Source organism: Nocardia sp. CA-151230, from assembly GCF_050942175.1.
Taxonomy (GTDB): Bacteria; Actinomycetota; Actinomycetes; order Mycobacteriales; family Mycobacteriaceae; genus Nocardia.
Map to the genome: position 1 here is coordinate 2,617,843 of NZ_CP192061.1, position 22,867 is coordinate 2,640,709.

Annotated in this window: 23 protein-coding genes and 2 pseudogenes; 18 read left to right on the plus strand and 7 right to left on the minus strand. The window is 68.2% G+C overall.

The features are described from left to right. Nucleotides 1-19 precede the first annotated feature (19 nt). Genes ACQP1O_RS11890 through dapF form a run of 4 tightly spaced genes read left to right on the plus strand, consistent with a single transcriptional unit; the run spans nt 20 to nt 3,475 of the window. Complete coding sequence (locus tag ACQP1O_RS11890) at nt 20-808, plus strand: hypothetical protein (protein ID WP_433565862.1); 789 nt, start codon at nt 20-22, stop codon at nt 806-808. Continuing rightward, a complete protein-coding gene (gene miaA / locus ACQP1O_RS11895) occupies nt 805-1,737 on the plus strand; it encodes a tRNA (adenosine(37)-N6)-dimethylallyltransferase MiaA (protein ID WP_433565863.1) in 933 nt (310 codons plus the stop codon). The genes ACQP1O_RS11890 and miaA overlap by 4 nt, the downstream gene beginning before the upstream one ends. Further along, nucleotides 1,734-2,549 carry a TrmH family RNA methyltransferase gene (locus ACQP1O_RS11900; protein ID WP_433565864.1) on the plus strand — a complete coding sequence of 272 codons (816 nt, stop codon included), beginning with the start codon at nt 1,734-1,736 and terminating at the stop codon, nt 2,547-2,549. Before miaA ends, ACQP1O_RS11900 begins: the two co-directional genes overlap by 4 nt. A 5-nt stretch (nt 2,550-2,554) precedes the next feature. Beyond that, complete coding sequence (dapF, locus tag ACQP1O_RS11905; protein WP_433565865.1) at nt 2,555-3,475, plus strand: diaminopimelate epimerase; 921 nt, start codon at nt 2,555-2,557, stop codon at nt 3,473-3,475. Between the two features lie 8 nt (nt 3,476-3,483). On the opposite strand, the gene ACQP1O_RS11910 is transcribed toward dapF, so the two are convergent. Beyond that, entirely contained in the window at nt 3,484-4,605 is a 1,122-nt protein-coding gene (locus ACQP1O_RS11910; protein ID WP_433565866.1) for an alkene reductase, read from the minus strand. A gap of 60 nt (nt 4,606-4,665) precedes the next feature. On the opposite strand from ACQP1O_RS11910, the gene ACQP1O_RS11915 reads away from it, so the two are divergent. The 4 genes from ACQP1O_RS11915 to ACQP1O_RS11930 all read left to right on the plus strand — a co-directional run bounded on the left by ACQP1O_RS11915 (nt 4,666) and on the right by ACQP1O_RS11930 (nt 8,077). Continuing rightward, nucleotides 4,666-5,037 carry a MerR family transcriptional regulator gene (locus ACQP1O_RS11915; protein ID WP_433565867.1) on the plus strand — a complete coding sequence of 124 codons (372 nt, stop codon included), beginning with the start codon at nt 4,666-4,668 and terminating at the stop codon, nt 5,035-5,037. Nucleotides 5,038-5,079: 42 nt separating this feature from the next. Further along, nucleotides 5,080-6,585 (plus strand): GTPase HflX, encoded by a 1,506-nt coding sequence (hflX, locus tag ACQP1O_RS11920; protein ID WP_433565868.1) that lies wholly within the window; start codon nt 5,080-5,082, stop codon nt 6,583-6,585. A 425-nt stretch (nt 6,586-7,010) separates the two neighbouring features. After that, nucleotides 7,011-7,886 carry a DUF5753 domain-containing protein gene (locus ACQP1O_RS11925; RefSeq protein ID WP_433565869.1) on the plus strand — a complete coding sequence of 292 codons (876 nt, stop codon included), beginning with the start codon at nt 7,011-7,013 and terminating at the stop codon, nt 7,884-7,886. Beyond that, entirely contained in the window at nt 7,883-8,077 is a 195-nt protein-coding gene (locus ACQP1O_RS11930) for a DUF397 domain-containing protein (RefSeq protein ID WP_433565870.1), read from the plus strand. Before ACQP1O_RS11925 ends, ACQP1O_RS11930 begins: the two co-directional genes overlap by 4 nt. 20 nt (nt 8,078-8,097) lie before the next feature. Here the strand turns inward: ACQP1O_RS11930 and ACQP1O_RS11935 are convergent, their stop codons facing one another. Then, complete coding sequence (locus ACQP1O_RS11935; protein ID WP_433565871.1) at nt 8,098-8,652, minus strand: phosphatase PAP2 family protein; 555 nt, start codon at nt 8,650-8,652, stop codon at nt 8,098-8,100. 160 nt (nt 8,653-8,812) lie between these two features. Between ACQP1O_RS11935 and ACQP1O_RS11940 the strand changes: the two are divergent. Continuing rightward, nucleotides 8,813-8,947: pseudogene (locus tag ACQP1O_RS11940) on the plus strand (VOC family protein); the annotation flags it as partial. 63 nt (nt 8,948-9,010) lie between these two features. On the opposite strand, the gene ACQP1O_RS11945 reads toward ACQP1O_RS11940, so the two are convergent. Then, on the minus strand, nt 9,011-9,676 hold the full coding sequence (locus ACQP1O_RS11945) for an NAD-dependent epimerase/dehydratase family protein (RefSeq protein ID WP_433565872.1): 666 nt from the start codon (nt 9,674-9,676) through the stop codon (nt 9,011-9,013). Between the two features lie 134 nt (nt 9,677-9,810). Continuing rightward, nucleotides 9,811-10,818 carry a zinc-binding dehydrogenase gene (locus ACQP1O_RS11950; protein WP_433565873.1) on the minus strand — a complete coding sequence of 336 codons (1,008 nt, stop codon included), beginning with the start codon at nt 10,816-10,818 and terminating at the stop codon, nt 9,811-9,813. A gap of 54 nt (nt 10,819-10,872) precedes the next feature. On the opposite strand from ACQP1O_RS11950, the gene ACQP1O_RS11955 reads away from it, so the two are divergent. Further along, nucleotides 10,873-11,649 (plus strand): helix-turn-helix domain-containing protein, encoded by a 777-nt coding sequence (locus tag ACQP1O_RS11955; RefSeq protein WP_433565874.1) that lies wholly within the window; start codon nt 10,873-10,875, stop codon nt 11,647-11,649. Between the two features lie 28 nt (nt 11,650-11,677). Here the strand turns inward: ACQP1O_RS11955 and ACQP1O_RS11960 are convergent, their stop codons facing one another. Continuing rightward, nucleotides 11,678-12,535, minus strand: a complete 858-nt coding sequence (locus ACQP1O_RS11960) for an aldo/keto reductase (protein ID WP_433565875.1) — start codon at nt 12,533-12,535, stop codon at nt 11,678-11,680. Nucleotides 12,536-12,561: 26 nt separating this feature from the next. Beyond that, entirely contained in the window at nt 12,562-13,356 is a 795-nt protein-coding gene (locus tag ACQP1O_RS11965; protein ID WP_433565876.1) for a thioesterase family protein, read from the minus strand. Between the two features lie 95 nt (nt 13,357-13,451). On the opposite strand from ACQP1O_RS11965, the gene ACQP1O_RS11970 reads away from it, so the two are divergent. From ACQP1O_RS11970 to ACQP1O_RS11995, 6 genes and pseudogenes are all read left to right on the plus strand, one after another. After that, nucleotides 13,452-14,078, plus strand: a complete 627-nt coding sequence (locus ACQP1O_RS11970) for a TetR/AcrR family transcriptional regulator (RefSeq protein ID WP_433565877.1) — start codon at nt 13,452-13,454, stop codon at nt 14,076-14,078. A gap of 1,063 nt (nt 14,079-15,141) precedes the next feature. Then, nucleotides 15,142-15,681: pseudogene (locus ACQP1O_RS11975) on the plus strand (PucR family transcriptional regulator); the annotation flags it as partial. Nucleotides 15,682-15,778: 97 nt separating this feature from the next. Then, nucleotides 15,779-16,330: a nuclear transport factor 2 family protein gene (locus ACQP1O_RS11980; RefSeq protein WP_433565878.1), complete on the plus strand. Its 552-nt coding sequence runs from the start codon at nt 15,779-15,781 to the stop codon at nt 16,328-16,330. A gap of 130 nt (nt 16,331-16,460) precedes the next feature. Beyond that, nucleotides 16,461-18,083: an AMP-binding protein gene (locus ACQP1O_RS11985; protein WP_433567657.1), complete on the plus strand. Its 1,623-nt coding sequence runs from the start codon at nt 16,461-16,463 to the stop codon at nt 18,081-18,083. A gap of 72 nt (nt 18,084-18,155) precedes the next feature. After that, on the plus strand, nt 18,156-19,034 hold the full coding sequence (locus tag ACQP1O_RS11990) for a lysophospholipid acyltransferase family protein (protein ID WP_433565879.1): 879 nt from the start codon (nt 18,156-18,158) through the stop codon (nt 19,032-19,034). Between the two features lie 179 nt (nt 19,035-19,213). Further along, nucleotides 19,214-20,359 (plus strand): acyl-CoA dehydrogenase family protein, encoded by a 1,146-nt coding sequence (locus ACQP1O_RS11995; protein WP_433565880.1) that lies wholly within the window; start codon nt 19,214-19,216, stop codon nt 20,357-20,359. Nucleotides 20,360-20,564: 205 nt separating this feature from the next. On the opposite strand, the gene ACQP1O_RS12000 is transcribed toward ACQP1O_RS11995, so the two are convergent. Continuing rightward, on the minus strand, nt 20,565-21,014 hold the full coding sequence (locus ACQP1O_RS12000; RefSeq protein WP_433565881.1) for a MarR family winged helix-turn-helix transcriptional regulator: 450 nt from the start codon (nt 21,012-21,014) through the stop codon (nt 20,565-20,567). 122 nt (nt 21,015-21,136) lie between these two features. Here ACQP1O_RS12000 and ACQP1O_RS12005 point away from each other — a divergent pair, with 122 nt between their 5' ends. Together ACQP1O_RS12005 and ACQP1O_RS12010 are read left to right on the plus strand one after the other, a co-directional pair. Continuing rightward, nucleotides 21,137-21,586 carry an SPW repeat protein gene (locus tag ACQP1O_RS12005; protein ID WP_433565882.1) on the plus strand — a complete coding sequence of 150 codons (450 nt, stop codon included), beginning with the start codon at nt 21,137-21,139 and terminating at the stop codon, nt 21,584-21,586. A 171-nt stretch (nt 21,587-21,757) separates the two neighbouring features. Next, nucleotides 21,758-22,735, plus strand: coding sequence for an alpha/beta fold hydrolase (locus ACQP1O_RS12010; RefSeq protein ID WP_433565883.1), 978 nt, complete (start codon nt 21,758-21,760; stop codon nt 22,733-22,735). Nucleotides 22,736-22,867 lie beyond the last annotated feature (132 nt).

Sequence of the window (22,867 nt, forward strand, 5' to 3'; positions counted from 1 at the left end):
TAGCGCTACGGTTGTCGGCGTGTTCTGTGTTGCGTCACTGGTCCCTTCGCCGCCCGTGCTGGTGCCCGAACTCGGGGGTGCGGCCGGTGCGTCGGCCGAAGGAACGGTCGCGGAGCTGCGAGCTGCGGTGTTGCGGGCCGCGGGGGAGTTGGCGGCCCGCGCGTCGCGGTGGATCGTGGTCGGCGTGGCGGAGCCGGAGGAGGGTTCCGGTGGCGGCGATTCCGGCCGCGTGATCGGCACCGATGCGGTGGGCACATTCCGGGGATACGGAGTGGATCTGCGTGTCGGTTTGTCTGGGGTGGTTGCCGAGCGTGTCGCGGACCCGATGCTGCCGCTGCCGGCGCTGATCGCGGGCTGGCTGCGCGAGCAGGTCGCGCCCGAGGTCACCGCCGAATGTCGTCTGATCTCGGCCGATGCCTCCGCCGGCGAGAGCCTGACCTTCGGCCGGCAGCTGCGGGCCGACCTCGACGCCGAGCCGGAATCGATCGCTGTGCTGGTCGTCGGCGACGGCGCGGCAACCCTGTCGCTCAAGGCTCCCCGCTATCTGGACGAGCGCTCCGCGGGTGTGCAGGAGGCCATCGACCGGGCGCTGAGCACGGGGGACCGGCAGGCCCTGGCCGCCCTGGACACGCGCCTGTGCGCCGAGATCGAGGTGCAGGGCCGTCCCGCCTACCAGGTGCTGGCCGGGCTGTTCGCCACCGATCCCGCCGACCCCGACGTCGAAACCCTCTACGCGGCAGCCCCGTTCGGCGTCGCGTACCACGTCAGCGTGTGGAGTCCGCGTGAGCGCGGCGGAGCCGTCACATGACCCGGCCCATCGCCGTGGTCGGCCCCACCGCCACCGGGAAATCCGATCTGGCCCTGGATCTGGCGCAGCGGCTCGACGGCGAGATCGTCAATATCGACGCCATGCAGCTCTACCGCGGCATGGACATCGGCACCGCCAAATTGCCGGTCTCCGAACGCCGCGGCATCCCGCACCACCAGCTCGACGTCCTCGACATCACCGAAACCGCCACCGTCGCCTCGTATCAGACGGCGGCCCGCGCCGACGTGGAGGCCATCATGGCGCGCGGGCGCACCCCGGTCATCGTCGGCGGCTCCATGATGTATGTCCAAGCGCTGCTGGACGATTGGGATTTCCCGGCCACCGACCCGGAGATCCGCGCCAAATGGGAAGCGGTGCTGGCCGATCGCGGCACGGTCGCCGTGCACGAGGCATTGAAGCGGGCCGATCCCGTGGCCGCGCAGACGATCCTGTCCACCGACGGCCGCCGCATGGTGCGCGCGCTGGAGGTGGTGGAGCTGACCGGTCAGCCGTTCGCCGCCTCGGCGCCCCAGATCGGTGAACCACGGTGGAGGACGGTCATCATCGGCGTCGATCGCGACACCGCCGAATTGGATGCCCGCATCGAGGTGCGCACCGCGACCATGTTCGAATCCGGTCTCGTCGAAGAGGTCGAGGGCCTCATCGCGCTGGGCCTGCGCCACGGCCGAACCGCCCGGCGCGCCATCGGTTACGCGCAAGTCCTCGATTTCCTGGACAACGAATACGAGCTGAACGAAGCTCAGGAGCGCACCTTCATCGGCACCCGGCGCTATGTCCGGCGACAACGTTCGTGGTTCCGTCGAGACCAGCGGGTGCGATGGGTGGACGGCGCGGATCCCGCCTTGGCGGACACCGCGCTGGCCCTCGTCAGCTCCTCACCGATGAGGGATGAACAGGAACCCCAGTGACGCGTCGCGCGAACACTCGCAGCGCGGCGGTTCAGGTGTGGCAGGCCTACCTGACCACCCGTGCCGCCCGGATCCGGGACGATCGATTCCTGGTGCAGGGCATGCGGCCCATCAGCCGCGCCCTCGAATGCGGTTGGCCGCTGGAGACTCTCGTGTACCGGCTGCCCGAGCCGTCGCCGTGGGCCCGGCAGGTGCTCGATTCCAGTGGCGTGCCCAGCGTCGGGCTGGTGCCGGAGGTGATGGCCGGGCTGGCCGAACCCGGTGAGCCGGTGCCGGAACTGGTGGCGGTGGCGGTGACCCAGCGGCCCGAGCTGGAGGATTTCGCCCCGGGCACGCCAGAGGATCCCGCCACGGTGGTGGTCATCGACCGGCCCGCGTCGGCGATCCGGCTGGGGGCGCTCATCCGTTCGGCGGCGGCGTTCGGGGTGGGCGGGGTGATCGTGACCGGTTCCGGCGTCGACCACTACGACCCGCAGAGCGTGCGCGCCTCCGACGGCGCGCTGTTCGCCGTCCCCGTGCTGCGCGCCTCGGGTCCGGCGCAGGTGGGCGCGTTCCGGGACCGGCAGCGGGCCCGCGGCGTCGCCACCCGTATCGTCGGCAGTGACGACCACGGCGGCCTCGCCCTCGACGACGCCGGGTTCGATGGCGGCACCGTCCTGGTCCTGGGTGACGAGAGCGAATCGCTCGCCCCCGCCTGGCGGCAGGTGTGCGACGAGCTGATCTGCATCCCGGCCGCCGGCACCCTCGGTGCGCCCTCGGCGGCCGCGGTGGCCCTCTACGAAATATCCCGGCAGCGCCGGGCGCTACGGTGAGGACTATGACGAGCGAGAACAGCGCCGCTGATGTCGAATTCAGCAAGGGCCACGGCACCCAGAACGATTTCGTGGTGCTGCCCGATCCGGACGCATGGCTGGAGCTCACGCCGTCCCGGGTCGCCGCGCTGTGCGACCGGCAGCGCGGGCTCGGCGCGGACGGGGTGCTGCGGGTCGCGCGCGCGGGTGCGCTGATCGAGACGGGTGTGCTCGCCGGGCTGCCCGAGGGCGTCAGCGCCGGGGACTGGTTCATGGACTACCGCAATGCGGACGGATCCATCGCCGAGATGTGCGGCAACGGGGTGCGGGTTTTCGCGCATTACCTGGTGGCGACCGGGATGGAGAAGAGCGCGGAATTCGTGGTCGGTTCGCGCGCGGGCGCACGCCCGGTGGTGGTGCACCACGCCGATCCCGTGCACGGCGAGGTGACCGTGGCCATGGGCCGGGTGATGACGCTCGGCGTGTCGACCGCGACCGTGAGCGAACGCGAATTCACCGGCCTCGGCATCGATGTCGGCAATCCGCACCTGGCCTGCGTGGACCCGGAGCTGACCCCGGCCTCGCTCGCCGAACTGAACCTGGAGCAGCTGCCGGGCTTCGACCACACCCTGTTCCCGAACGGCGTGAACGTCGAGATCCTCACCGCGCTGACCGTCGGCTCCGACGGTGAGCGGGGCGTCGACATGCGCGTCTACGAGCGCGGCGTCGGCGAAACCCGCTCCTGCGGAACGGGAACCGTCGCCGCGGCGGCCGCCGCGCTGGCCCGCGACGGCTTCGACCTGGCCTCCGATGTCGGGCATGTGAAGGTCCGCATTCCCGGCGGCGTGGTGACCGTCGGCATCGAGAACGGGACGGCCTGGCTGCGCGGCCCGTCGGAGCTGGTGGCGACAGGCCGCATTGCGGCCAAGTGGTGGCAGGACGCCTGACCCGCTGATCACGCCGCAGTGGTGCTGAGCGCCGCGTCGGCAGCGGATTCGAGTGCCGGGTAGTCGGTGTACCCCTCGGCGCCGCCGACATACATCAGGTGTGCGTCGCGCACCGGGTTGAGGGGCGCACCGATCCGCAGGCGGTCCACCAGGTCCGGATTGGCCAGGAACGACCGGCCCAGCGACACCAGGTCCGCGCCCGCCGCCAGCAGCGCGCGGGCCGCGGCGGCGCCGCCGTCGGCGGGCAGCGGGACACCCCAGCCGAGGTTCGGGTTGGCGATCAGCGTCGTCGGCCACAGGCTCCGAATCCGCTGGAAGAGTACGCTTTCCGGGTCCGCGAACACGACGTGCAGGTAGGCCGGCTGCCGCTGTGCCAGCGCCGCGACCAGTGCCGGGTACAGCTCGCCGGTATCGGTCTCGGCGATGCCGTTGACGGTGACGCCGGGTGCGATCCGTACCCCGACCCGCTCCGCGCCGATGGCCGCGATCACCGCGTCCACCACCTCGAGGGTGAACCGGATCCGGTTCTCGATCGAGCCGCCGTACGCGTCGGTGCGGTGGTTGGTATTGCCCGACAGGAACTGGTGCAGCAGATACCCATTGGCGCTGTGGATCTCGACGCCCTCGAAGCCGGCGGCCACGGCCTTGCGCGCGGCCGTCGCGAAATCGGCGATGGTGTCCTGGATTTCGTCGTCGGTGAGCTCGTGCGGAGTCACCGCCTCCTGCTGGCCGGACGGTGTGTGGACGGTCTCCGGCAGTGGGATCGGCGAGGGCGCGACCGGGGTCAGTCCGCTGTTGTCCGGGTGCCCGACCCGCCCGCCGTGCTGGAGTTGCAGGAACATCCGCCCGCCCGCGGCCCGCACCGAGTCGGTGACCCGCCGCCAGCCGGCGAGGTGCGAATCGGTGTAGAGGGCGGGGATGTTCGGGTAGGTCAGCCCGACCGGATTCGGGGTGGCCGCCTCGGCGATGATCAGACCCGCGCCCGCGCGCTGCGTGTAGTAGGTCGTCATGAGCTCGGTGGGGGTCCCGTCGGCGGCGGCGCGATTGCGGGTCATGGGCGCCATGACCAGCCGGTTCGGGAGTTCCAGCCGGCCGATCCGGCCGGTGCTGAAGAGGTCCGTGTTCGTCATGCCCGTAAGGTAGAACCTGACATCGATGTGAGGTGCAAGCCTCGGAATCCGGAGTGCCGCATGCGAATCGGTGAGCTGGCCAGACGCACCGGCGTGAGCGAACGATCGCTGCGCTACTACGAGGAGCAGGGACTGCTCGTCGCCGCCCGCACCCCGGGCGGCCAGCGCGACTATCCGGACCTGGCCGTCGACCGCGTCATCCACATCCAGGAGCTCTTCGCCGCCGGCCTCAACAGCAAGAAGATCTTCGAGATCCTGCCGTGCATGCGCGACACCGACGGCGGCGCCAACGAACGCGCCACGCCCGAGCTCGTCGACGAGCTGCGTGCCGAACGCGACCGCATCGACCGCACCGTCGCCGACCTTCTGCGCTCCCGCGAAGTCCTCGACGATGTCATCTCCCGAGCCGGGGAACGCTTCGCCGTGAAATAACCGAATGCGGTCGTTCGTTGGGACGTGGGAACATGGAGGTGTATGAGTAAGTCAGAAACGTATGAGTTCACTCCCGCCGAAGACCTCGACGAGGAGATCAACGACGCCACCGAGACCGGCCGCAACGGCTGGTCGGCCGCGCCGACGGTAGGTGAACTGCAGCTCGAGGACCGCAGCGCCCTGCGCCGTGTCGCGGGTCTGTCCACCGAACTCACCGACGTCACCGAGGTCGAGTACCGGCAGCTGCGCCTGGAGCGGGTGGTGCTGGTCGGCGTCTGGACCGAGGGTACGGCCACGCAGGCCGAGGCGAGCATGGCCGAGCTGGCCGCGCTGGCCGAGACCGCCGGTTCGGAGGTGCTCGACGCGATGATCCAGCGTCGCGACCGCCCCGACAAGTCCACCTACATCGGCTCCGGCAAGGCCGAGGAGCTACGCGCCATCGTTCTCGAGTCCGGCGCCGACACCGTCATCTGTGACGGTGAACTGACCCCCGCGCAGCTGACCGCGCTGGAGAAGGTCGTGAAGGTGAAGGTCATCGACCGCACCGCGCTGATCCTGGACATCTTCGCCCAGCATGCCACCTCGCGCGAAGGCAAGGCGCAGGTCTCGCTCGCGCAGATGGAGTACATGCTGCCGCGGCTGCGCGGCTGGGGTGAGTCCATGTCCCGGCAGGCCGGTGGTCGTGCCGGCAGCAATGGCGGTGTGGGTCTGCGTGGTCCCGGTGAGACCAAGATCGAGACCGACCGTCGCCGCATTCGTGAGCGAATGGCCAAGCTGCGCCGCGAGATTCGCGAGATGAAGACCGCCCGTGACACCAAGCGCGCCAAGCGTTCGGAGAGCGGCATCCCGCAGGTGGCCATTGTCGGCTACACCAACGCGGGCAAGTCGTCGCTGATGAACGCGCTGACCGATGCCGGAATCCTGGTGCAGGACGCCCTGTTCGCCACCCTGGATCCGACCACCCGCCGCGCCGCCCTGGAGGACGGCCGTGAAGTGGTGTTCACCGACACCGTCGGTTTCGTGCGCCACCTGCCCACCCAGCTGGTCGAGGCGTTCAGGTCCACCCTGGAAGAGGTGACGGGCGCCGATCTGCTGCTGCACGTGGTCGACGGCTCCGACCCGCTGCCGGATCAGCAGATCAAGGCGGTCCGTGAGGTCATCACCGACGTGCTGCGTGAGTCCAAGCTGCCCGCGCCGCCGGAGTTCCTGGTGGTCAACAAGATCGACGCCCTCGATCCGCTGGAGCTGACCCAGCTGCGCGGCTGGCTGCCGGACGCGGCCTTCGTCTCTGCCCGTACCGGCGAGGGTCTCGACCAGCTTCGCGACCTCCTGGGGCAGATCCTCGGCGGTCTGGATGTCGAGGTCAGCGTCCTGCTGCCGTACACCCGCGGCGATCTGCTCGCCCGCATCCACGCCGACGGCAAGATCCTCAGCTCCGAACACGAGGAATCCGGCACCCGTGTCCACGCCCGTGTCCCGGACGCCCTCGCCGGCCAGCTGACCCAGTTCGCCCACGCGGGCGGCTCGCCCGACGGCTCGCAACACTGACCCGCCCGGCCGGAGGTATCGATGACCACCTCCGGCTGTGGCGTGTCCGGCGTCATCGCTGGGCTCAGTTCCGCATCTGTCGTCGCTCCGCGCGATGCCGCCCCGCCCGTGCGCGGCGAGCGGAGCTCCTGATGTCTTCGACAAGGCAAGCGGCGAGCAATATTCCGCCCAAAACGGTCATCAGCGACAAAACCCAAGCATCCCAAGGCATTACGACTCCCACTGTTTCTTCGGTTTGCGAATGAACCTGCGGTCGAATCTGATTTGCTGAACGCTCTGTGTTAAGTAGACATCCAAAGGCGTTGCTGGAGTGAGTCCCTCGCGGACATTTCACGAAATACGATGAAAGTCCGTCGCGGCAGTGTCCGCGGCGGACATTTCCCTGATAGCGAGGCTACGAAATGACTGAATTGACGGTCTCTCGCATGAATTTCGGGAATTTCATGCGCGGAGTACGTGAAGACGCACATCAGACGCTCCTTGCGGCCGCGGCGGGCCTCGAAGTGTCCCGACAGGTCATCATGCGAATGGAGGAGGGGAGTCCCACCAAGCTCACCGGGACCCTGATCAAACTCCTGCTCGCCAACTACGGGGCACCGGCCGAGATTCGTGACGAGGCGCTCCTGCTGTGGTCCGAGCTCGCCGAACAGGACAAAATGGCCAAAGCGCAAGGGAATTCGAAGGGCTTGTGGAAGGCCTACACCGATCAGGTGGCCCCGTCCTTTCCCCGATTCCTCCGCCTGGAGGGTGCGGCGAATCGAATCCTCGTCCATCAGCCGGTGATCGTGCCCGGCCTACTGCAAACTCCCGACTACCGGCGCGCGATCATCCGGATCGACGAACCGGATATGTCGGCCGTGAATGTCGAACGCCTGCTGGAACTCACCGCGCGCCGGCAAGTTCGCCTGAGCGAGCCCGGCTTTCGTCTCGACGCACTGATCTCCGAGGCCGTTCTGCGTCACTGCCCGGCCACCCCGGCGGCAATGGCGGCCCAGCTGCGCTGGCTCGCCGAGATCGGCGGCCGGGAGAACATCAGCATTCGCGCCATCCCGTGGTCGGCCGGCCCGCATCGCGGCCTCACGATCCAGCCCTTCACGCTGCTCGAATTTCCGCACGGTTCGAGCGGAACAGCCTTGCCCACAGTTGTTTTCGTCGAGGGCGCGATCAGCAGTCACTACCACGATCGCGCTGCGGAGATCGACCGATATCGGCGCTCGATCGCATCCATGCGGGCGGTAGCGTTGACGGAGACGGACACCAGAGAGCTGATGCTCGGACTCGCGAAGGAGTACGCGCTGTGACGAAGCTCCCGCCGACCGGCACGTGGTACAAGTCGAGTAGGTCGGACGCCGCCAAACAGTGCGTCGAGGTTTTTCTGGGCGATGGAAAGGTGGGCGTCCGCGACTCGAAGGCCGGCGGCCGTGGCCCGGAACTCTGGTTCCCGGAGCAGGCGTGGCGGTCCTTCATCGACAGCCGGGTGTGGGATCGCTGATATCCGCAGGCCGTACGGGCTCAGGCCCTACTCGACGCGTCCTGCGCGCCGTCGACGCGGACATTCGATGCAGCGACTCGTGCCAGACTCACGACAACTCCGGCGACTCCGGCCCCCACACCCCATCCGGCCACCACATCGGTCGCCCAGTGCGCACCCAGATAAACCATCGCGACGCCGATCGATACCAGCGGCGCGGCAAGCAGTCCCGCCACCCAGCCCCGCCGTTTCGCCGGCCAGGGCAGCGCCAGATACGAAGCGACTGCGACGGCCGCCGTCATCGCGGCAACGGTCGACGGCATCGAAAACGCACCAACCTGGACAACCGTCAGATCCCCCGACGGACGCCCCCGCTGGATCATCTGCTTCAGCGCCCTGGCCGCCGCCTGCGCCGCCACCACCGACACGCCAACCGTAATCCCTTGCCACCACCAGCGTTTCATGACCACAACGACCAGCCCGGCCGCGCCGACCGCAACCACGACCGGCCCGCTCATCCCGGCATCCATGACCCACCGTGCCACCGTCGTCAACACCGGTGTCCGGTGCTGAGAAACCCACTGCTGGATTTCCAAATCCAGACCTACCACGCACGTCCTCCTCTGCCCCGCAACCACTGCCGCCCGAGCCGCACTACGAACACCCCGTCCACCGCACTGCCCAGCGCGACCGGACAAGCATCCACTCTTGCTGATTACCAGTGCCGCGCTCCACGCTCCGTACTCGGCCGCTCCCCGCGGCCTCACCTGGTGGGCCGATCCCAGCCACACCCTCGAGGGTGAGATCAATACCAATGACGGTGGGCGCGGCCTGTATCGGAACGACCCCGACGGCCATGGGCTGGAGATCATCACGGTGCCCTACGGCGGCTTCCGCTGGCGACCGGTCGACCGTCGGAGTTGCGGTGGCAACCTGCCGGAGTGGACGCTCTCGCTACTGTGTGGCTCGCGCGGAGATCTGCCGGGGCGTGAGGACGTGACCGTCCGCTCCGGAGGCTGCGATGGCGATCATGGCGCGACCGATTTCGCGATTGTCGTTGAATGCGTTCGGCGCCATCCGCTTCAGCAGCGGGATCAGTGGCCCTGTGACTGCATACGCGGTGCGGTACAGCGGGGTCTTGGAGACCACGCCGTCCATGGGCTGTACGAATCCGGGGCGGAACATGTACGCCTGGAAGGGAAGTGCGAGCAGGTCGTTCTCGGTCTTTCCCTTCACCCGCGCCCACATCGAGCGGCCCTTCTCGCTGGTGTCGGTGCCCTGGCCGGAGACGTAGATGAAGGTCAGCTTCGGATTCGCGGCCGCCAGCGTGCGACCGACCTTCAGGGTCAGGTCGTAGGTGATCCGGCGGTAGTCCTCCTCTTTCATGCCGACGGAGGAAACACCGAGGCAGAAGAAGCAGGCGTCGAACTGCGGCAGCTCACCGGCGATCGCGGCGAGATCGGTCGGGTCGGGCTGGACCAGCTCGCGCAGCTTGGGGTTCTCGATACCGAGCGAGTTGCGCCCGACGGCGAGGACCTGCTCGACCCGATCGTCCCGCAGGCACTCATTGAGAACCCCGTGCCCGATCATGCCGGTCGCTCCGAAGAGAATCACCTTCATGCCAGGCATCCTGCCCCAGCGGCAACTCGATCGTGTGGACGTGCCACCGACGGTTGATGAGGCGGGGGCGTGTAGGGCGCGTTGCAGGGGGCGGCCGGTGCTGGCAGCCTGCCCGAACATCGGTGCCCGGCGACTCAGGGCAGCACCACGACTTTGCCGGTGGCCTGGTTGTTTTCCATGTACCAATGGGCGGCGGCGATCTCGTCGAGGCGGAAGATGCGATCGATGGTGGGGCGGTAGGCACCGGATTCGATGTCGTGGATGATCCGTTGCAGCACAGGTTTTCCCGCGTCGCCCTCGCGGTTCTTGCTGTGGAATGCCGTGAGTCGGGTGCCGGAGGGGATCATTGCGATCGGTTCGAAATCGAAGATGAGCCATCCGCTGAGCGAGCCCGACACACAGACCGTGCCACCGCGCCGGACCAGGTGGAGCGAGTCCACCGCGGTGCGGGCGCCGACCAGGTCCAGGACGTAGTCCGGGCCGTCGGGCCAGATCGCATGGATGCGCGCGGCCAGGGATTCGCCGTCGTCGACGAGGACATGGTCCACGCCGGTCGCACGCAGGGCGTCGATCCTGTCGGGCTGCCGCGTCGTTGTCGCGGTCTCGATGCCGTGGCCGACGGCGATCGACGCGGCGGCCATGCCCACCGAGGAGGTTCCGCCGCGAATCAGCAACCGGCCCTTGGTATCCGGCTCGATTCCCAGTGCGTCGAGCGAACCCTGGGCGGTCAGGTAGGACTCGGGGAGGGCGGCCAGGATCTCCCACGGCAGGGTGGTGGTGATCGGCATGAGGAGCGAGTTCGGCAAGAGGGTGTACTCGGCGTAGCCGCCGTCGAAATCGCGGCCCATCTCGCCCATGACCGCGGCGACGGTCGTGCCCTCCGGGAGCGCGGGATCGGTAGAGGTGGCGATGATTCCGACGCATTCGATGCCGAGTACCCGCGGGAAGCGCACGCTGGGCGAATGTCCCTGGCGGGTCCGCAGTTCCGACCGGTTCAGGCCCGCGCCCTTCACCTGCACCAGGCTCCAGCCCTCCCGGACCTCGGGGATCGGCAGCTCGTGGACTTCCAGGACCTCGGGATCACCGGCCCGGCCGCAGATCGCCGCTCGCATAGTCGTATTCACTCGCGTCGTCGTGTTCATGCATTCACTGTCGACGACCGGCAGGCCGGCGGGCTACCGATAGAATGCCACGCTATGCCTGATGGCCGCCAACCTCTCGAGTCGCGGCTGTGGTCGTCCGGAGGAGCCCACCTCTGGTCGTCGGGGGCGGCGAGTTCGGCCGATTCCCATTCGCGTGGGCATCTGGTGTACGCGGCGCATGGCGTGCTGTCGGTGCACACCGAACGCGGCACCTCGATCGTCCCGGCCAATCGAATCGCCTGGACGCCGGCGGGATTCACGCATCACCACCGCGCGCACGGCCACACCGACATGCGGATCGTCTTTCTGCCGCCCGCGCTCGCCGGGCTGATACCGGACCACCCCGCCGTGTTCCTGGCCTCCGACCTGGCCCGCGAAGTCGTGCTCGCGCTCACCGGCACCCGCGAGTACGACCGCGCCGCGCGTGCCCGCCTGCATCGCGTCCTCGTCGACGAACTGCGCGAAGCGCGCGAGCAGCCTCTGCAACTGCCGGAACCCCGGGATGATCGGTTGCAGGCCCTTGCGCGGACGCTATACGAAAACCCCGGGGACAACAGCTCATTGGCGGATCTCGGCCGGGCGGTCGGAGCCGGCTCCCGCACCCTGAGCCGGCTGTTCCGCAATGAACTCGGCATGACCTTCTACGAGTGGCGCACCCAGGTGCGGGTCTATCACGCGCTCGTCCTGCTCGCCGACGGCCATGACACGACGCAGGTCGCGCACGCGTGCGGGTGGTCGAATCCCAGCGGCTTCATCACCGCTTTCACGGCCCTCGTCGGTACCACCCCCGGCCGCTATCGAATCGCCCACCAGCAGAAGGCCGCTCGATAGCCGGCGGGCTCATCGATAGCCGGCGGGCTCAGACGTCCAGGCCGGCGGTGAAGGTGGCCGGGTCGGGGCCGATCCGGTTGCCCCGGTCGAGGCCGTCGATGCGAGCCAGCTGGCCGGGCGTCAGCTCGAAGGAGAAGACATCGAGGTTCTCCCGGATGCGGGACGGGGTCACCGATTTCGGGATCACCACATTGCCGAGCTGCAGATGCCAGCGGATGATCACCTGCGCCGGTGTCCGGCCGGTTTCCTCGGCGATCTCGGCGATGGTCGGATCCTTCAGGTCCGCGCCCCGACCGAGCGGACTCCACGCCTCGGTCGTGATGTGGTGCCGGGCGTGGAAGGCTCGCAGCTCGGTCTGCGCCAGGTGCGGGTGCAGTTCGATCTGGTTCACCACCGGGGTTTCGCCGGTCTCGCCGATGATGCGCTCGAGGTGATCGCGGTTGAAGTTCGAGACGCCGATCGACCGGATCCGGCCCTGGGATTTCAGGGTCTGGAAGGCCCGGAACGTATCGACGTACCGACCGGCCTGCCCCACCGGCCAGTGAATGAGATACAGGTCCAGATAGTCCGTTCCGAGCCGCGCCATACTGGCGTCGAAGGCGCGCAGAGTGGAGTCGTAGCCCTGTTCGGAGTTCCACAGTTTGGTGGTGAGGTAGACCTGGTCGCGCGGCAGCCCGGACTCACGGATGGCGCGGCCCACCTCGACCTCGTTGCCGTAGATCGCGGCGGTATCGATACTGCGGTAACCGATTTCGAGTGCCGCGGTGACAGCGTCGAACGCCTCCTCGTCGGCGACCTGGAACACTCCGAAACCGAGTGCCGGAATCACGTTTCCGTCGTTCAGGGCGATCGACGGCACTGTGCTGCTGCCGCTTTGGAAGGTCATGCCCATCGACTATAGGGCTCGATCGGTCAGGGCTGCGGGCGCACGGTCAGGATCTGCTGGGCGTAACCGACCGCGCCGCGGACGTCGTGGAGAACGGTGCTGGTCAGCCCTTGCCCGGTGTGGCCGAAGGTGACCGTCGTATCGAGGCCGGTCCACTCGCCCTCCGGCTGCCGGTAGAGGTGGATGGTCAGGTCCACGTTCGGGAACATCCACTTGGTGGGCTCCTGCCGGACCGCGATGCCGTTGGCGGTATCGACCAGTGCGATGTAGGAGGCGAGAGCCTCGGACCGCTCGCCCGCGACCACGTCCAGGGAGGTGGTGATCCAGGCCGTGGTGCGGCCGGGCTGCGGGATACCGACCGGCCGGGTGTCGATGGAGGCGATGTAGCCGCCCGACCAGAGCGAACCGAGCTCCCAGGAGTCCAGCTCATCGGGCGCGGGCAGCCGATCCGGTTCGCCGCCCGCGACGCTGTCGGTGCCCTGGACGCCCAGGAACCAGGCCCGGGCGCTCACCACGCTGCGGCCGCCGATGGTGACCGTGGCCTGCACCAGCTCGATGGTGCGGCCGGGCCGCACGGTCTCGGCGCGAATCTCGAACTCCTCGAACCCGATCCGGCCGAGGATGTCGAAGCTGATGCGGCTCAACAGCAGACCCGGGCGATCGGCGCGGGCGCGCAGGATCTCGTGCACGATCAGGCCACCGACCGGGCTGAAGTGCTGTTCGTCGTCGGCCCACGCGCCGCCCGCATGGCGGGTGGGGACGAACCGGTGTTCGCCGACTCGCCGGAAGTAGCTGGACTCGGGTGCGCTAATCTCCGTCACGATTCCCAACCTACGGGTCGAATTTTGATCCCGCTAGTCGGTAGACCATCTTTGTGGTCGGAACAACCGACCCGAGCGCCGCCTATGATCGAGCGATGACTTCGACCGTGGACGAGGACGCCGCCCCCGCCGGGCGCGCGGCCCGCCGGCGTGACCGCCGCAAGGCGGAGATGATCGCGACCGCGCTGCAGATCCTGTCCAGCAGCGGCTATCAGGGCATGCGGTTCGAGGACGTCGCCGAGCGCACCGACATCGCCAAAGCCACGCTCTACCACTACTTTCCGAGCAAGGACGCCCTGGTCTCCGCGGCCCTCGAGAAGCTCACCGCCGATGTCCTGACCAGCCTCCGCGAGGCCCTGGACACCGCCGCCGACGCGCCGCCGGCCGAGCAGCTGCGGGTCCTGATCGCGGCCCAGCTGCATGTGCTGACCGTGCTGTATCCCGAGGTCGGCAAGCTCTTCTCGTTTCCCGCCCCCTGGCCGAGCGAGCACTCCGAGGCCATCAAGACCATGCGCCGCCGCCACGACCGCCTCTTCCGCGAGGTCATCGACCGCGGAATCGATTCCGGCTCCTTCGACTGCCCCGACCCCTCGGTGGCCCTGCACTGCCTGCACGGCATCCTCAACCACGCCTCCATCTGGCTGCGCCCCGAGGCCGATCCGGACCACCGCACCCGCGATGCGGTGGTCGACGAATCGCTGCGGCTGTTCCTTCGCGCCTGACCCCTAAGCGTTGTCCCGTCCCACTCAGTCGGATGGTTCGACCGATTCGTGGCGAATTCGGCCGAGCGGTTGCGAGTCTGAGGGGATATCCCATCAGAGTGGAGGGAGCAGCGGGATGGAGCCTGCGCCGACCCCGAACCCGCTGCGACTGTCCGAGCTCGGCGCTGATTCGACCGCGGTATTGCGCGTCATCGCGCACTTCGACGATTTCGACGAGTCCGCCGCCAATGCCGACACGGTCGTGCGAGCCGCCGCACTGCTGGCCGAGTGCCCGGTCGGGGCGAGCTGGCCGTCCGGGACCATGATCCGCTACGACGCCGCGGGCCGCCTGCTGCCCGCCGCGGGCATGCCCGCCGACGCGGTCGGGACCGATCCCGCCGTCTGGCTGGAGCGGCAGGTGGGGCCGGATGCGGCCGCCGCACGGGAACCCGACCGGCCGCGGCGCAACGGCACGACACCGGCCGGACCGCGAAATCGGCAGCGGGACAGCGCGATCGCCGCGCCACCGGGTCCGCACGGGCAACAGTCGTCGGCCGCGGCGCATCCGCTGGACGGCGTGGTGCTGGATCGGCTACGGCATTGTCTGCGCGTGGTGTCGGTGCGGCAGGCGGCCAATCCCTTGCGGATGGACGACCCGGCGCTGCTCGAAGTGGTCCTGTCGGAGAAGGAGCGGCGCGAGGACCGGGTGCGGGCCATGCGGCTGCTCGGACTGGATCCGGCGCGGGCGACGCGGGTGATGGCGGTGGCGGGGCCGGGGGCGGCAGCCGCGGTGCGGGTCATCGGGGAGTACGTACCGATCCTGCGGCAGGCCGTGATCGGGGCGACGACGGCGGTGCTCGTGCAGGACTTCGCGCCACCCGGATTCCCGGCCGACTCGACCGACATGAGCCCGTCGTCGCGTCGATCGACGGCCGTTCCCGACGCGATCGGGCACCGTCAGGGTGCCGGCGCTGAGGCGACCGCTACGCGGTCGGCCGTTTCGGAGCGTTCCGCGCGTGCGGCCGGCAACGCGGCGGTGCCGCCCCTCACCGGTCCGGGGCGTCCATCGATGGTCGATCGGGGGCTTTCGGATGTCTTGAATGCTGCTGTAGTACAGGCATTTCCGGCGTCGCAGGCGGGAACCGGCGGGCCGTGGATCGGCGTGGGGGAGCGGTTGCCGGCCTTCGCGGCGGCCACCTCGTGGGAGCAGGCGCGCCGCGCGATGCGGTTCGCGTCGTCGACCTGGCACGGGCGGCGGGTTATCGCGTTCGAGCGGCTGGGGGCGCTGGAGCTGCTGGCGGATCTGCCGGTGCAGCGGCTGCTGGGGACGGCGGATGTCATGCGGATCAACGAGTTCGCCGCCACCGAGGCGGGAGCGCTGGCCGTCGACACCATCGAGGCGTTCTGCGTCTTCGGCACCCTGCGGCGCACCGCGACCGAACTGCATCTGCATCACAGCACGGTGGCCGCGCGGATAGCGCAGGTCGAGGCGGTGATGGGCTGGGATGTGGACGAGGCGCTGGACCGGTTCACCGCCACCCTGGTGCTGACGGTCCGGCGCATGACCCTGTCTTCCGCGCAGTTGGCGGGCCGCATGCAGCCCGACCCGACAGGTGTCGGGTGAGGGCGGTGATACCCGCGACGGGCGGCGGGTGATACGGGTCACGTCGGTCGGCGACGATCGGTGGGCACAACCGGTGCGGGAGAAGGAGATTCACACCATGGCGATTGTCGATCCGGCCAAGACCTGGGAGCTGCTCGAGCAGCGGCTGGCCCTCACCACCAACGAGCGCCACCGCCAGGTGCTCGGCATCGTCATCGAGCACATGAAGGCCGAGGCCGCCCCCGACCTGGACGGTCTCATGCGCACGCTGGTCGCGGAACCTGACTACCACTTCTGGAACGCCGGCCAGGACGTCGGCCCGAAGGGGTGGGACACCGTGCACGCGTACTACTCGGCCTTCGTCGAGAGCAAGTCCAACATCCTGGAGTTCGAGCTGGATCGCCTGCTGGTGGACGACGACTGCGTGGTCACCGAGGGCTTCCTCAAGCAGATCTACCCCGGCGCCTACGCCGCCCAGATCGGCATCCCCGTCGACGATCCCGCCGCCGACTACCTGATCACCTTCCGTCAGCTGCTGCTGTGGCCGGTCGACGCGAACGGCCTGATCGTCGGCGAGGACTCCTACCACTCGGGCCCGGTGGAGATCCGCAAGCTGTCCTTCGACGAGCTGCCCAGGGAATACGTCGAACTGGTGCACCCGGCCGTCTGACAGCGGCGAGACTCGGCATATGGAAGGCGAATCGGACATGACGGACCTATCAGTGGCACCCCCGGCTGTATCGGCGGAGACCCCGGCGGTGTCGCCGGAGCAACCCCAGCGTCGCGCGGACATCGCGACCATGCTGCTCGACCGCCTCGGCGACGAGCGGCTCGGAGTGCGAACCCGCGACCGGGATTGGACCTGGGACGCGGTGGTGCGGGAGTCGGCGGCGCGCGCCGAACTGGCCCGGGAACTGCGGCGCGACGGGCCCTTCCACATCGGAGTGCTGCTGGACAATGTGCCCGACTTCGTCTTCTGGCTGGGCGCCGCCGCACTGGCGGGCGCGACCCTGGTGGGCATCAACCCGACGCGCGGAAACGCCCAGCTGGAGGCCGATATTCGCTATGTCGACTGCCAGCTGATCGTGACCGACGCGGCCGGGATGGCCCGTCTGCGTGGGCTGGATCTCGGTCTGGAACCCGAGCGGTTCCTGCTGGTCGACGATCCGGCCTATGCCGAGCGGATCGGCGCGCACCGGGTCGAGGCCGCCGCCCACGCGGGCCCGGAAGCCCTGCTGCTGTTGCTGTTCACCTCCGGCACCACCGGCACCTCCAAGGCGGTCAAGTGCACGCAGCGCCGCCTGGCGGTGATCGCGTACGCGGCCACCGACAAGTTCGGTCACGTGCGCGAGGATGTCGACTACTGCTGTATGCCGCTGTTCCACGGCAATGCCATCATGGCGCTGTGGGCTCCGGCCCTGGCCAACGGCGCGACCGTCTGCCTCACCCCGAAGTTCTCGGCCTCCGGATTCCTCTCGGACGTGCGGTATTTCGGCGCGACCTTCTTCACCTATGTGGGCAAGGCGCTCGGCTACCTGCTGGCCACCCCGGCGAGTCCGAAGGACGCCGACAACACCCTGGACCGTGGTTTCGGCACCGAGGCGTCGGTGGCCGACCAGGCCGAGTTCCGCCGCCGCTTCGGGGCCGAGCTCTTCGAGGGCTACGGCTCCAGCGAGGGCCCGGTCCTGGCCGCCATCGACCCGGCGGCGCCGGCCGCGGCGCTCGGCCGTCCGGCCCACCCGGGCGTGGCGGTGGTGAATCCGGAGACCCTCGCCGATTGCGCGCGAGCGGAATTGGATGAATACGGTCGTGTATTGAATCCGGACGAATCGGTCGGCGAGATGATCGACAAGGCGGGTGCGCTCGTCTTCGAGGGCTATTACAAAAACGATGTCGCGGATGCCGAACGTTTGCGGAACGGTTGGTATTGGACCGGCGATCTCGGATATATCGACGCGGACGGATTCCTCTATTTCGCCGGACGCAAAGGCGACTGGCTTCGTGTCGACGGCGAGAACACCTCGACCCTGCTGATCGAACAGGTGATCCGACGGCATCCCGCGGTCATCGCCGCCGCGGTCTACGGCGTCCCCGACGCCCGCTCGGGCGACCAGGTGATGGCCGCCATCGAGGTGGCCGACCCGGCCGCGTTCGATGCCGCCGAGTTCGCCGAATTCCTCAGCGCCCAGGACGATCTCGGCAGCAAGGGCGCGCCCCGGCTGCTGCGGGTGTCGGGAAATCTTCCCGTCACCGGCTCCAACAAGGTGCTCAAACGCGAACTCCAGGAACAGCGTTGGCACACCGCCGAGCCGATCTATCGCTGGGCCGGTCGCGGCAAGCCGGAGTACGACCTCTTCACCGATTCCGGCAAATTGGAACTCGAAGCCGAGTTCGTCTCATTCGGGCGCTCGAACCTGTTCTAACCCTGATTCGGTGACCTGCGCGGACTTTCGTTACGATGCCGTTATCGACGGTTCTTGCAGGGAGGGTTTGTCTTGTCTCGTCATGACGATCAATGGTCCGACACCGAAACGCCCAGGGGGCTGACCGACGGCGCGCCGCTGCACATCGATCTCACCGATGCCGATCGCCGCATCATCGATCTGCTCGTCGCCCCCTCGCGGGCCTGGTTCAGCCCGCGCTTCTACGGGATGGAGAACTTCCCGGAGCAGGGCCCGGTGCTGCTCGTCGGCAATCACAGCCTGGCGGGCGGCACCGACGCCCCGCTGCTCGCGCACGAGATTCTGGTGCAGCACGATCGGCTGGTGCGGGGGCTCGCCGAGAATGTGCTCATCGATGTGCCGGGGCTGCGAGATGTGTTGCACCGCTGGGGAATCGTGCGCGGCAACCGCCACAACTGCACCACGCTGCTGGAGCAGGGCGAGGCCGTGGCGGTGTTCCCGGGCGGCGGCCGTGAGGCCATGCGTGGCAAGGGGCAGAAGTACCAGCTGCTGTGGGAGGGCCGCACCGGCTTCGCGAAGATGGCCATCGCGACCGGCGCGCCCATCGTCCCGATCGCCATGATCGGCGGCGACGACATCTACGACATCGTCTTCGACGGCGATCACCCGGTCATGCTGCCGCTGCGCAAGGCCGTCGAGGGTCTGGGCCTGCGCTCGAATCTGACGCCGCCGCTGATCCGCGGCCTCGGTCCGACGCTGGTGCCCAAGCCCGAGCGCTTCTACTACGCCCTCGGCACCCCGATCGACACCAGCCCCTGGCGTGACGCCGAGGATCTCGAGGCCGCCGCCACCGAGCTGCAGACCGTGGTGAAGAAGGCCCTGGAAGGTGAACTGGACTTCCTGCTGGCCGAGCGCGACCGGGACCGCGGTCGCAGTCTGCTGGGCCGCACCCTGGGCCGCTTCGGCCTCTGAGCACCACCCTGATTTTCCGGTAGGTTTACCGGGGTTCAGCAGCTCCGTTCCGCGACGTCAAAGGCGACTGTCGCAGTTCGGACCACTTTCTTCTCCCGTGAAGTTAACCTCCGTTCGACTTTCGAGTACGGTAATGAGCACAGGCGATGGTGCCGATGTGGTCACTGTAGGAGGTTGGCGTGGAGCGCACTCTTTTCGAACCCGAACACGAGCTGTTCCGGGAGTCGTTCCGGAAGTTTCTCGATCAGCATGTGGCTTCCCAGCACGAGCAGTGGGAGCACGACGGCATCGTCGATCGCTCGGTCTGGTTGGAGGCCGGCAAACAGGGGTTCCTCGGCATGGCCGTGCCGGAGGAGTACGGCGGCGGGGGCGTGCTGGATTTCCGCTACAACGCCATCGTGACCGAGGAGGTCACCAAGGGCTTCTACTCCGGCCTGGGTTTCGGTCTGCACAACGATGTGATCGCGCCCTACCTGCTGGAGCTGGCCAACGAGGAGCAGAAGCGGCGCTGGCTGCCGGGCTTCTGCTCCGGTGAGATCATCACCGCCATCGCCATGACCGAGCCCGGCACCGGCTCGGACCTGCAGGGCATCAAGACCCGCGCGGTCAAGGACGGCGACGACTGGATTCTCAACGGCGCCAAGACCTTCATCACCAACGGCATCAATGCCGACATCGTGATCGTGGTCGCCCAGACCGACCCGTCGAAGGGCGCGATGGGCTTCTCGCTGCTCGTCGTCGAGCGCGGCATGCCCGGCTTCGAGCGCGGCCGCAATCTGGACAAGATCGGCCTCAAGGCGCAGGACACCGCCGAGCTGTCCTTCACCGACGTTCGTGTCCCCGGCAAGAACCTGCTGGGCACCGAGGGGCAGGGCTTCATCCACCTGATGCAGAACCTGCCGCAGGAGCGCCTGTCCATCGCCGTCATGGCCGCCGCCGCCATGGAGGCATGCCTGGACCTGACCTGCCAGTACGTGCGCGACCGCAAGGCGTTCGGCAAGCCGATCGGCGCCCAGCAGAACACCCGCTTCGTGCTCGCCGAGCTGGCCACCAAGACCACCGCCGTGCGCGTGTTCGTGGATCGCTGCATCGAGCTGCTCAACGACCAGAAGCTGACCGTCGAGGAGGCCGCCATGGCCAAGTGGTGGTCCAGCGAGGAGCAGGTCGACCTCATCACCAAGTGCCTGCAGCTGCACGGCGGCTACGGCTACATGCGCGAGTACCCGATTGCCAAGGCGTACATGGACGCCCGCGTCCAGACCATCTACGGCGGCACCACCGAGATCATGAAGGAGATCATCGGGCGCAGCCTGAAACTTGCCTGATCGGAGGCGGTTTCGCGGCTCAGGAAGCAGCGGCGCTCCCGTCTCAGCTCTGAAACTTGCTCGTTTTCAAGGGGTACTCCTCTGGCGTATCGCCTTCTGGGCGGCTCTGGTCAAGGCGGCAGCGCGGTACCGGGTGCGGGTGAGTTCGTGGACGCGGCCGGCTGCCCGGTGGGTGATCTTCCCCTGCTCGAGCAAGGTCGCGTGGCTATCGTGCCTGCGGGATGGCGGCGGTCAGGTCGGCCAGCGCGTCGACCAGCGAGGTCAGTCGCCGAAGTTCTTCCAGGTGCGTGGCGCTGAGCAGGGTGAGGGTTTGCTGGCCCGCTTCGGTCAGGGTGAGGCGGACGACGCGGCGGTCCTTGCCCTCCTCCCGGTTGCGGGCGACGAGCCCGAGTTGCTCGGTGCGATCGATCAGCTGCACCACGCTGTGGTGGCGGGCGCACAGATATTCCGCGATTTCTCCGACGCTGGGCCCGCCCGGATCGAGATGGCCTCGAATCGCCAGCAGTAGTTGATGCTGGGCGCCGGTGAGTCCCACGTCGGTCGCCCGGTGCTCGCTCCAGCGCAGGAACCGGCGCAGTTCGGTGCGGAATGCCAGCAGTCTCGAGTACTCCTGGTCGGTGAGGGACTCGGACTGCGACATCGACCCATGCGTCATAAAGTGATATTATCACATTATGACGTAAGGACCGGCGGTGATTCGGATCGGTTGCATGTCCCTGTCGTCTCAGCCGTCCGGTTCGAGCGCCTTCATTGCAAGTCCGAAGGGTGGTGGAAGCCATGGCTACTGAGGCCATGAACATGCACCTGCATCCCGACATCGTGGAGTTGCGGGCCAAGCATGAGAAGTACGAACTCGCCGCGGAGAAGCCGACCGCCCAAGCGGCCACCGGCCTGATGTTCCTGACCGGGCTCTACACCGCGATCTCCGCCTGGGTTGTCGGATTCACCCGGTTCCCGACCTTGACGGTGAACAACCTGATCGTCGGGCTCGCACTGGCGGTGCTGGCGCTGGGGTTCGCCTCGATGTACGGGCGCATCCACGGCATCGGCTGGGTCGCGCCGCTGCTCGGTGTATGGATGATCATCAGCCCCTGGGTTGTCAGCGGCGATGCCGCCCATACCGCGACGATCTGGAGCAACGTGGTGGCCGGTACGGTCGCCCTGCTGCTCGGGCTGGGCTCGATGGCGCTCGGCATGCGCCGGAACCGTTCGAACCGCCCGTCGTAGTGCGAACCGGGCTGTCACCGGGTCCGGCCTGCACCTCACACCCACGCGGACGAGGTAAACGCCTCCCGCGGCGATAACGGCCGGTCAAACCAGGCCGCGCGCTCTGAATCGATGTCGTCGTGGGCACGCCGGTGTGACCTCTTCGCGGACAACGAAGTCCAGAAGGAGGCGATGACAATGATGTCGGCCACCAGTCGGCCCACGACCCTGCCCCCGGTGAAAGCCCTGCACACCGGGTCCGGCGAGCCCCTTCTACTGCTGCACGGGTTCATGATGTCCCCCCGCTGCTGGGAGCCGGTCGCGGCGCGGCTCTCCGACACGTGTGAAGTGTTCGCCCCGGCTCTGATCGGCCATTGGGGTGGACCCGGGCTACGAGGCGGATACCTGGATGTGGCGGCACTCGCCGACGAGATCGAAAGCCAGCTCGACGAATTGGGTTGGCGCACCTGCCATATCGCCGGCAATTCGCTCGGTGCCTGGGTCGGTTTCGAACTGGCCCACCGGGGCCGAGCTCGTACGCTCACCGCGATCGCACCGGCCGGCGGCTGGGGTTGCCCGTCGCTGCTGCAACTGCGTGTGGGGCTGAAGTTCCTGGCGCTGGTACCGATCGTGGCGCTCGGTAAGCGCGTCGGTCCGGCGCTGCGATTCAGTGGTCCCGCCCGCCGGCTCGCGTTGGCAGCGCTCAGCGGAGACCCCTCGGCGGTGCCGGCGCCCGCGGTGACCACGGCGATCACCGCGGCATTGCACTGCCCGGCCATGCTGCCGCTGCTGATCGGCGGCCTGCGCATGCCCGGACCGGGCCACCTGTCGACGCTGAAAACCCCGGTACGCCTGCTGATCTGCGAACGCGACCGGGTGACACCCAACCTCGCCTACGCCGAGCATTTCCTGCGCGAGTTGCCCGACTCGGCCGACCGCATCCTGGTGCACGGTGCCGGACACGTCCCCATGCTGGAGGCGCCCGACCGCATCGCCGCCCTGATCGCCGAACACATCCACACACACGCCGGATCCGACCGCGCCGACCCCGACCCCAGGATTCCCGGCGAGGCCGCGGCCTTACCGGCCTCGGCCCAACTCACGGGGCGCCCCCGCGAAACCCGGTGCGGAATCAGCACCACATACGTTTGCCCGCGGTGGACGCATTGATCGAGGCGGTCGGTGCCGATGGCTCGGCTATAAGTTGTCCGATCCCCCACCAGGCACACGTCCGCGGCTCAGCCGGTGATCGACAGTGTCGGCGCACAGGTAGCTGTCGACAATTTCACGGCTGATGCCGAA

Excerpts from the sequence above, each read along its gene's own strand:
- miaA (WP_433565863.1), top strand. The coding sequence starts at position 805 with ATGACCCGGCCCATCGCCGTGGTCGGCCCCACCGCCACCGGGAAATCC.
- dapF (WP_433565865.1), top strand. The coding sequence starts at position 2,555 with ATGACGAGCGAGAACAGCGCCGCTGATGTCGAATTCAGCAAGGGCCAC.
- ACQP1O_RS11910 (WP_433565866.1), bottom strand. The coding sequence starts at position 4,605 with ATGACGAACACGGACCTCTTCAGCACCGGCCGGATCGGCCGGCTGGAA.
- ACQP1O_RS11915 (WP_433565867.1), top strand. The coding sequence starts at position 4,666 with ATGCGAATCGGTGAGCTGGCCAGACGCACCGGCGTGAGCGAACGATCG.
- hflX (WP_433565868.1), top strand. The coding sequence starts at position 5,080 with ATGAGTAAGTCAGAAACGTATGAGTTCACTCCCGCCGAAGACCTCGAC.
- ACQP1O_RS11925 (WP_433565869.1), top strand. The coding sequence starts at position 7,011 with ATGAATTTCGGGAATTTCATGCGCGGAGTACGTGAAGACGCACATCAG.
- ACQP1O_RS11945 (WP_433565872.1), bottom strand. The coding sequence starts at position 9,676 with ATGAAGGTGATTCTCTTCGGAGCGACCGGCATGATCGGGCACGGGGTT.
- ACQP1O_RS11950 (WP_433565873.1), bottom strand. The coding sequence starts at position 10,818 with ATGAACACGACGACGCGAGTGAATACGACTATGCGAGCGGCGATCTGC.
- ACQP1O_RS11955 (WP_433565874.1), top strand. The coding sequence starts at position 10,873 with ATGCCTGATGGCCGCCAACCTCTCGAGTCGCGGCTGTGGTCGTCCGGA.
- ACQP1O_RS11960 (WP_433565875.1), bottom strand. The coding sequence starts at position 12,535 with ATGACCTTCCAAAGCGGCAGCAGCACAGTGCCGTCGATCGCCCTGAAC.
- ACQP1O_RS11970 (WP_433565877.1), top strand. The coding sequence starts at position 13,452 with ATGACTTCGACCGTGGACGAGGACGCCGCCCCCGCCGGGCGCGCGGCC.
- ACQP1O_RS11980 (WP_433565878.1), top strand. The coding sequence starts at position 15,779 with ATGGCGATTGTCGATCCGGCCAAGACCTGGGAGCTGCTCGAGCAGCGG.
- ACQP1O_RS11985 (WP_433567657.1), top strand. The coding sequence starts at position 16,461 with ATGCTGCTCGACCGCCTCGGCGACGAGCGGCTCGGAGTGCGAACCCGC.
- ACQP1O_RS12000 (WP_433565881.1), bottom strand. The coding sequence starts at position 21,014 with ATGACGCATGGGTCGATGTCGCAGTCCGAGTCCCTCACCGACCAGGAG.
- ACQP1O_RS12005 (WP_433565882.1), top strand. The coding sequence starts at position 21,137 with ATGGCTACTGAGGCCATGAACATGCACCTGCATCCCGACATCGTGGAG.
- ACQP1O_RS12010 (WP_433565883.1), top strand. The coding sequence starts at position 21,758 with ATGACAATGATGTCGGCCACCAGTCGGCCCACGACCCTGCCCCCGGTG.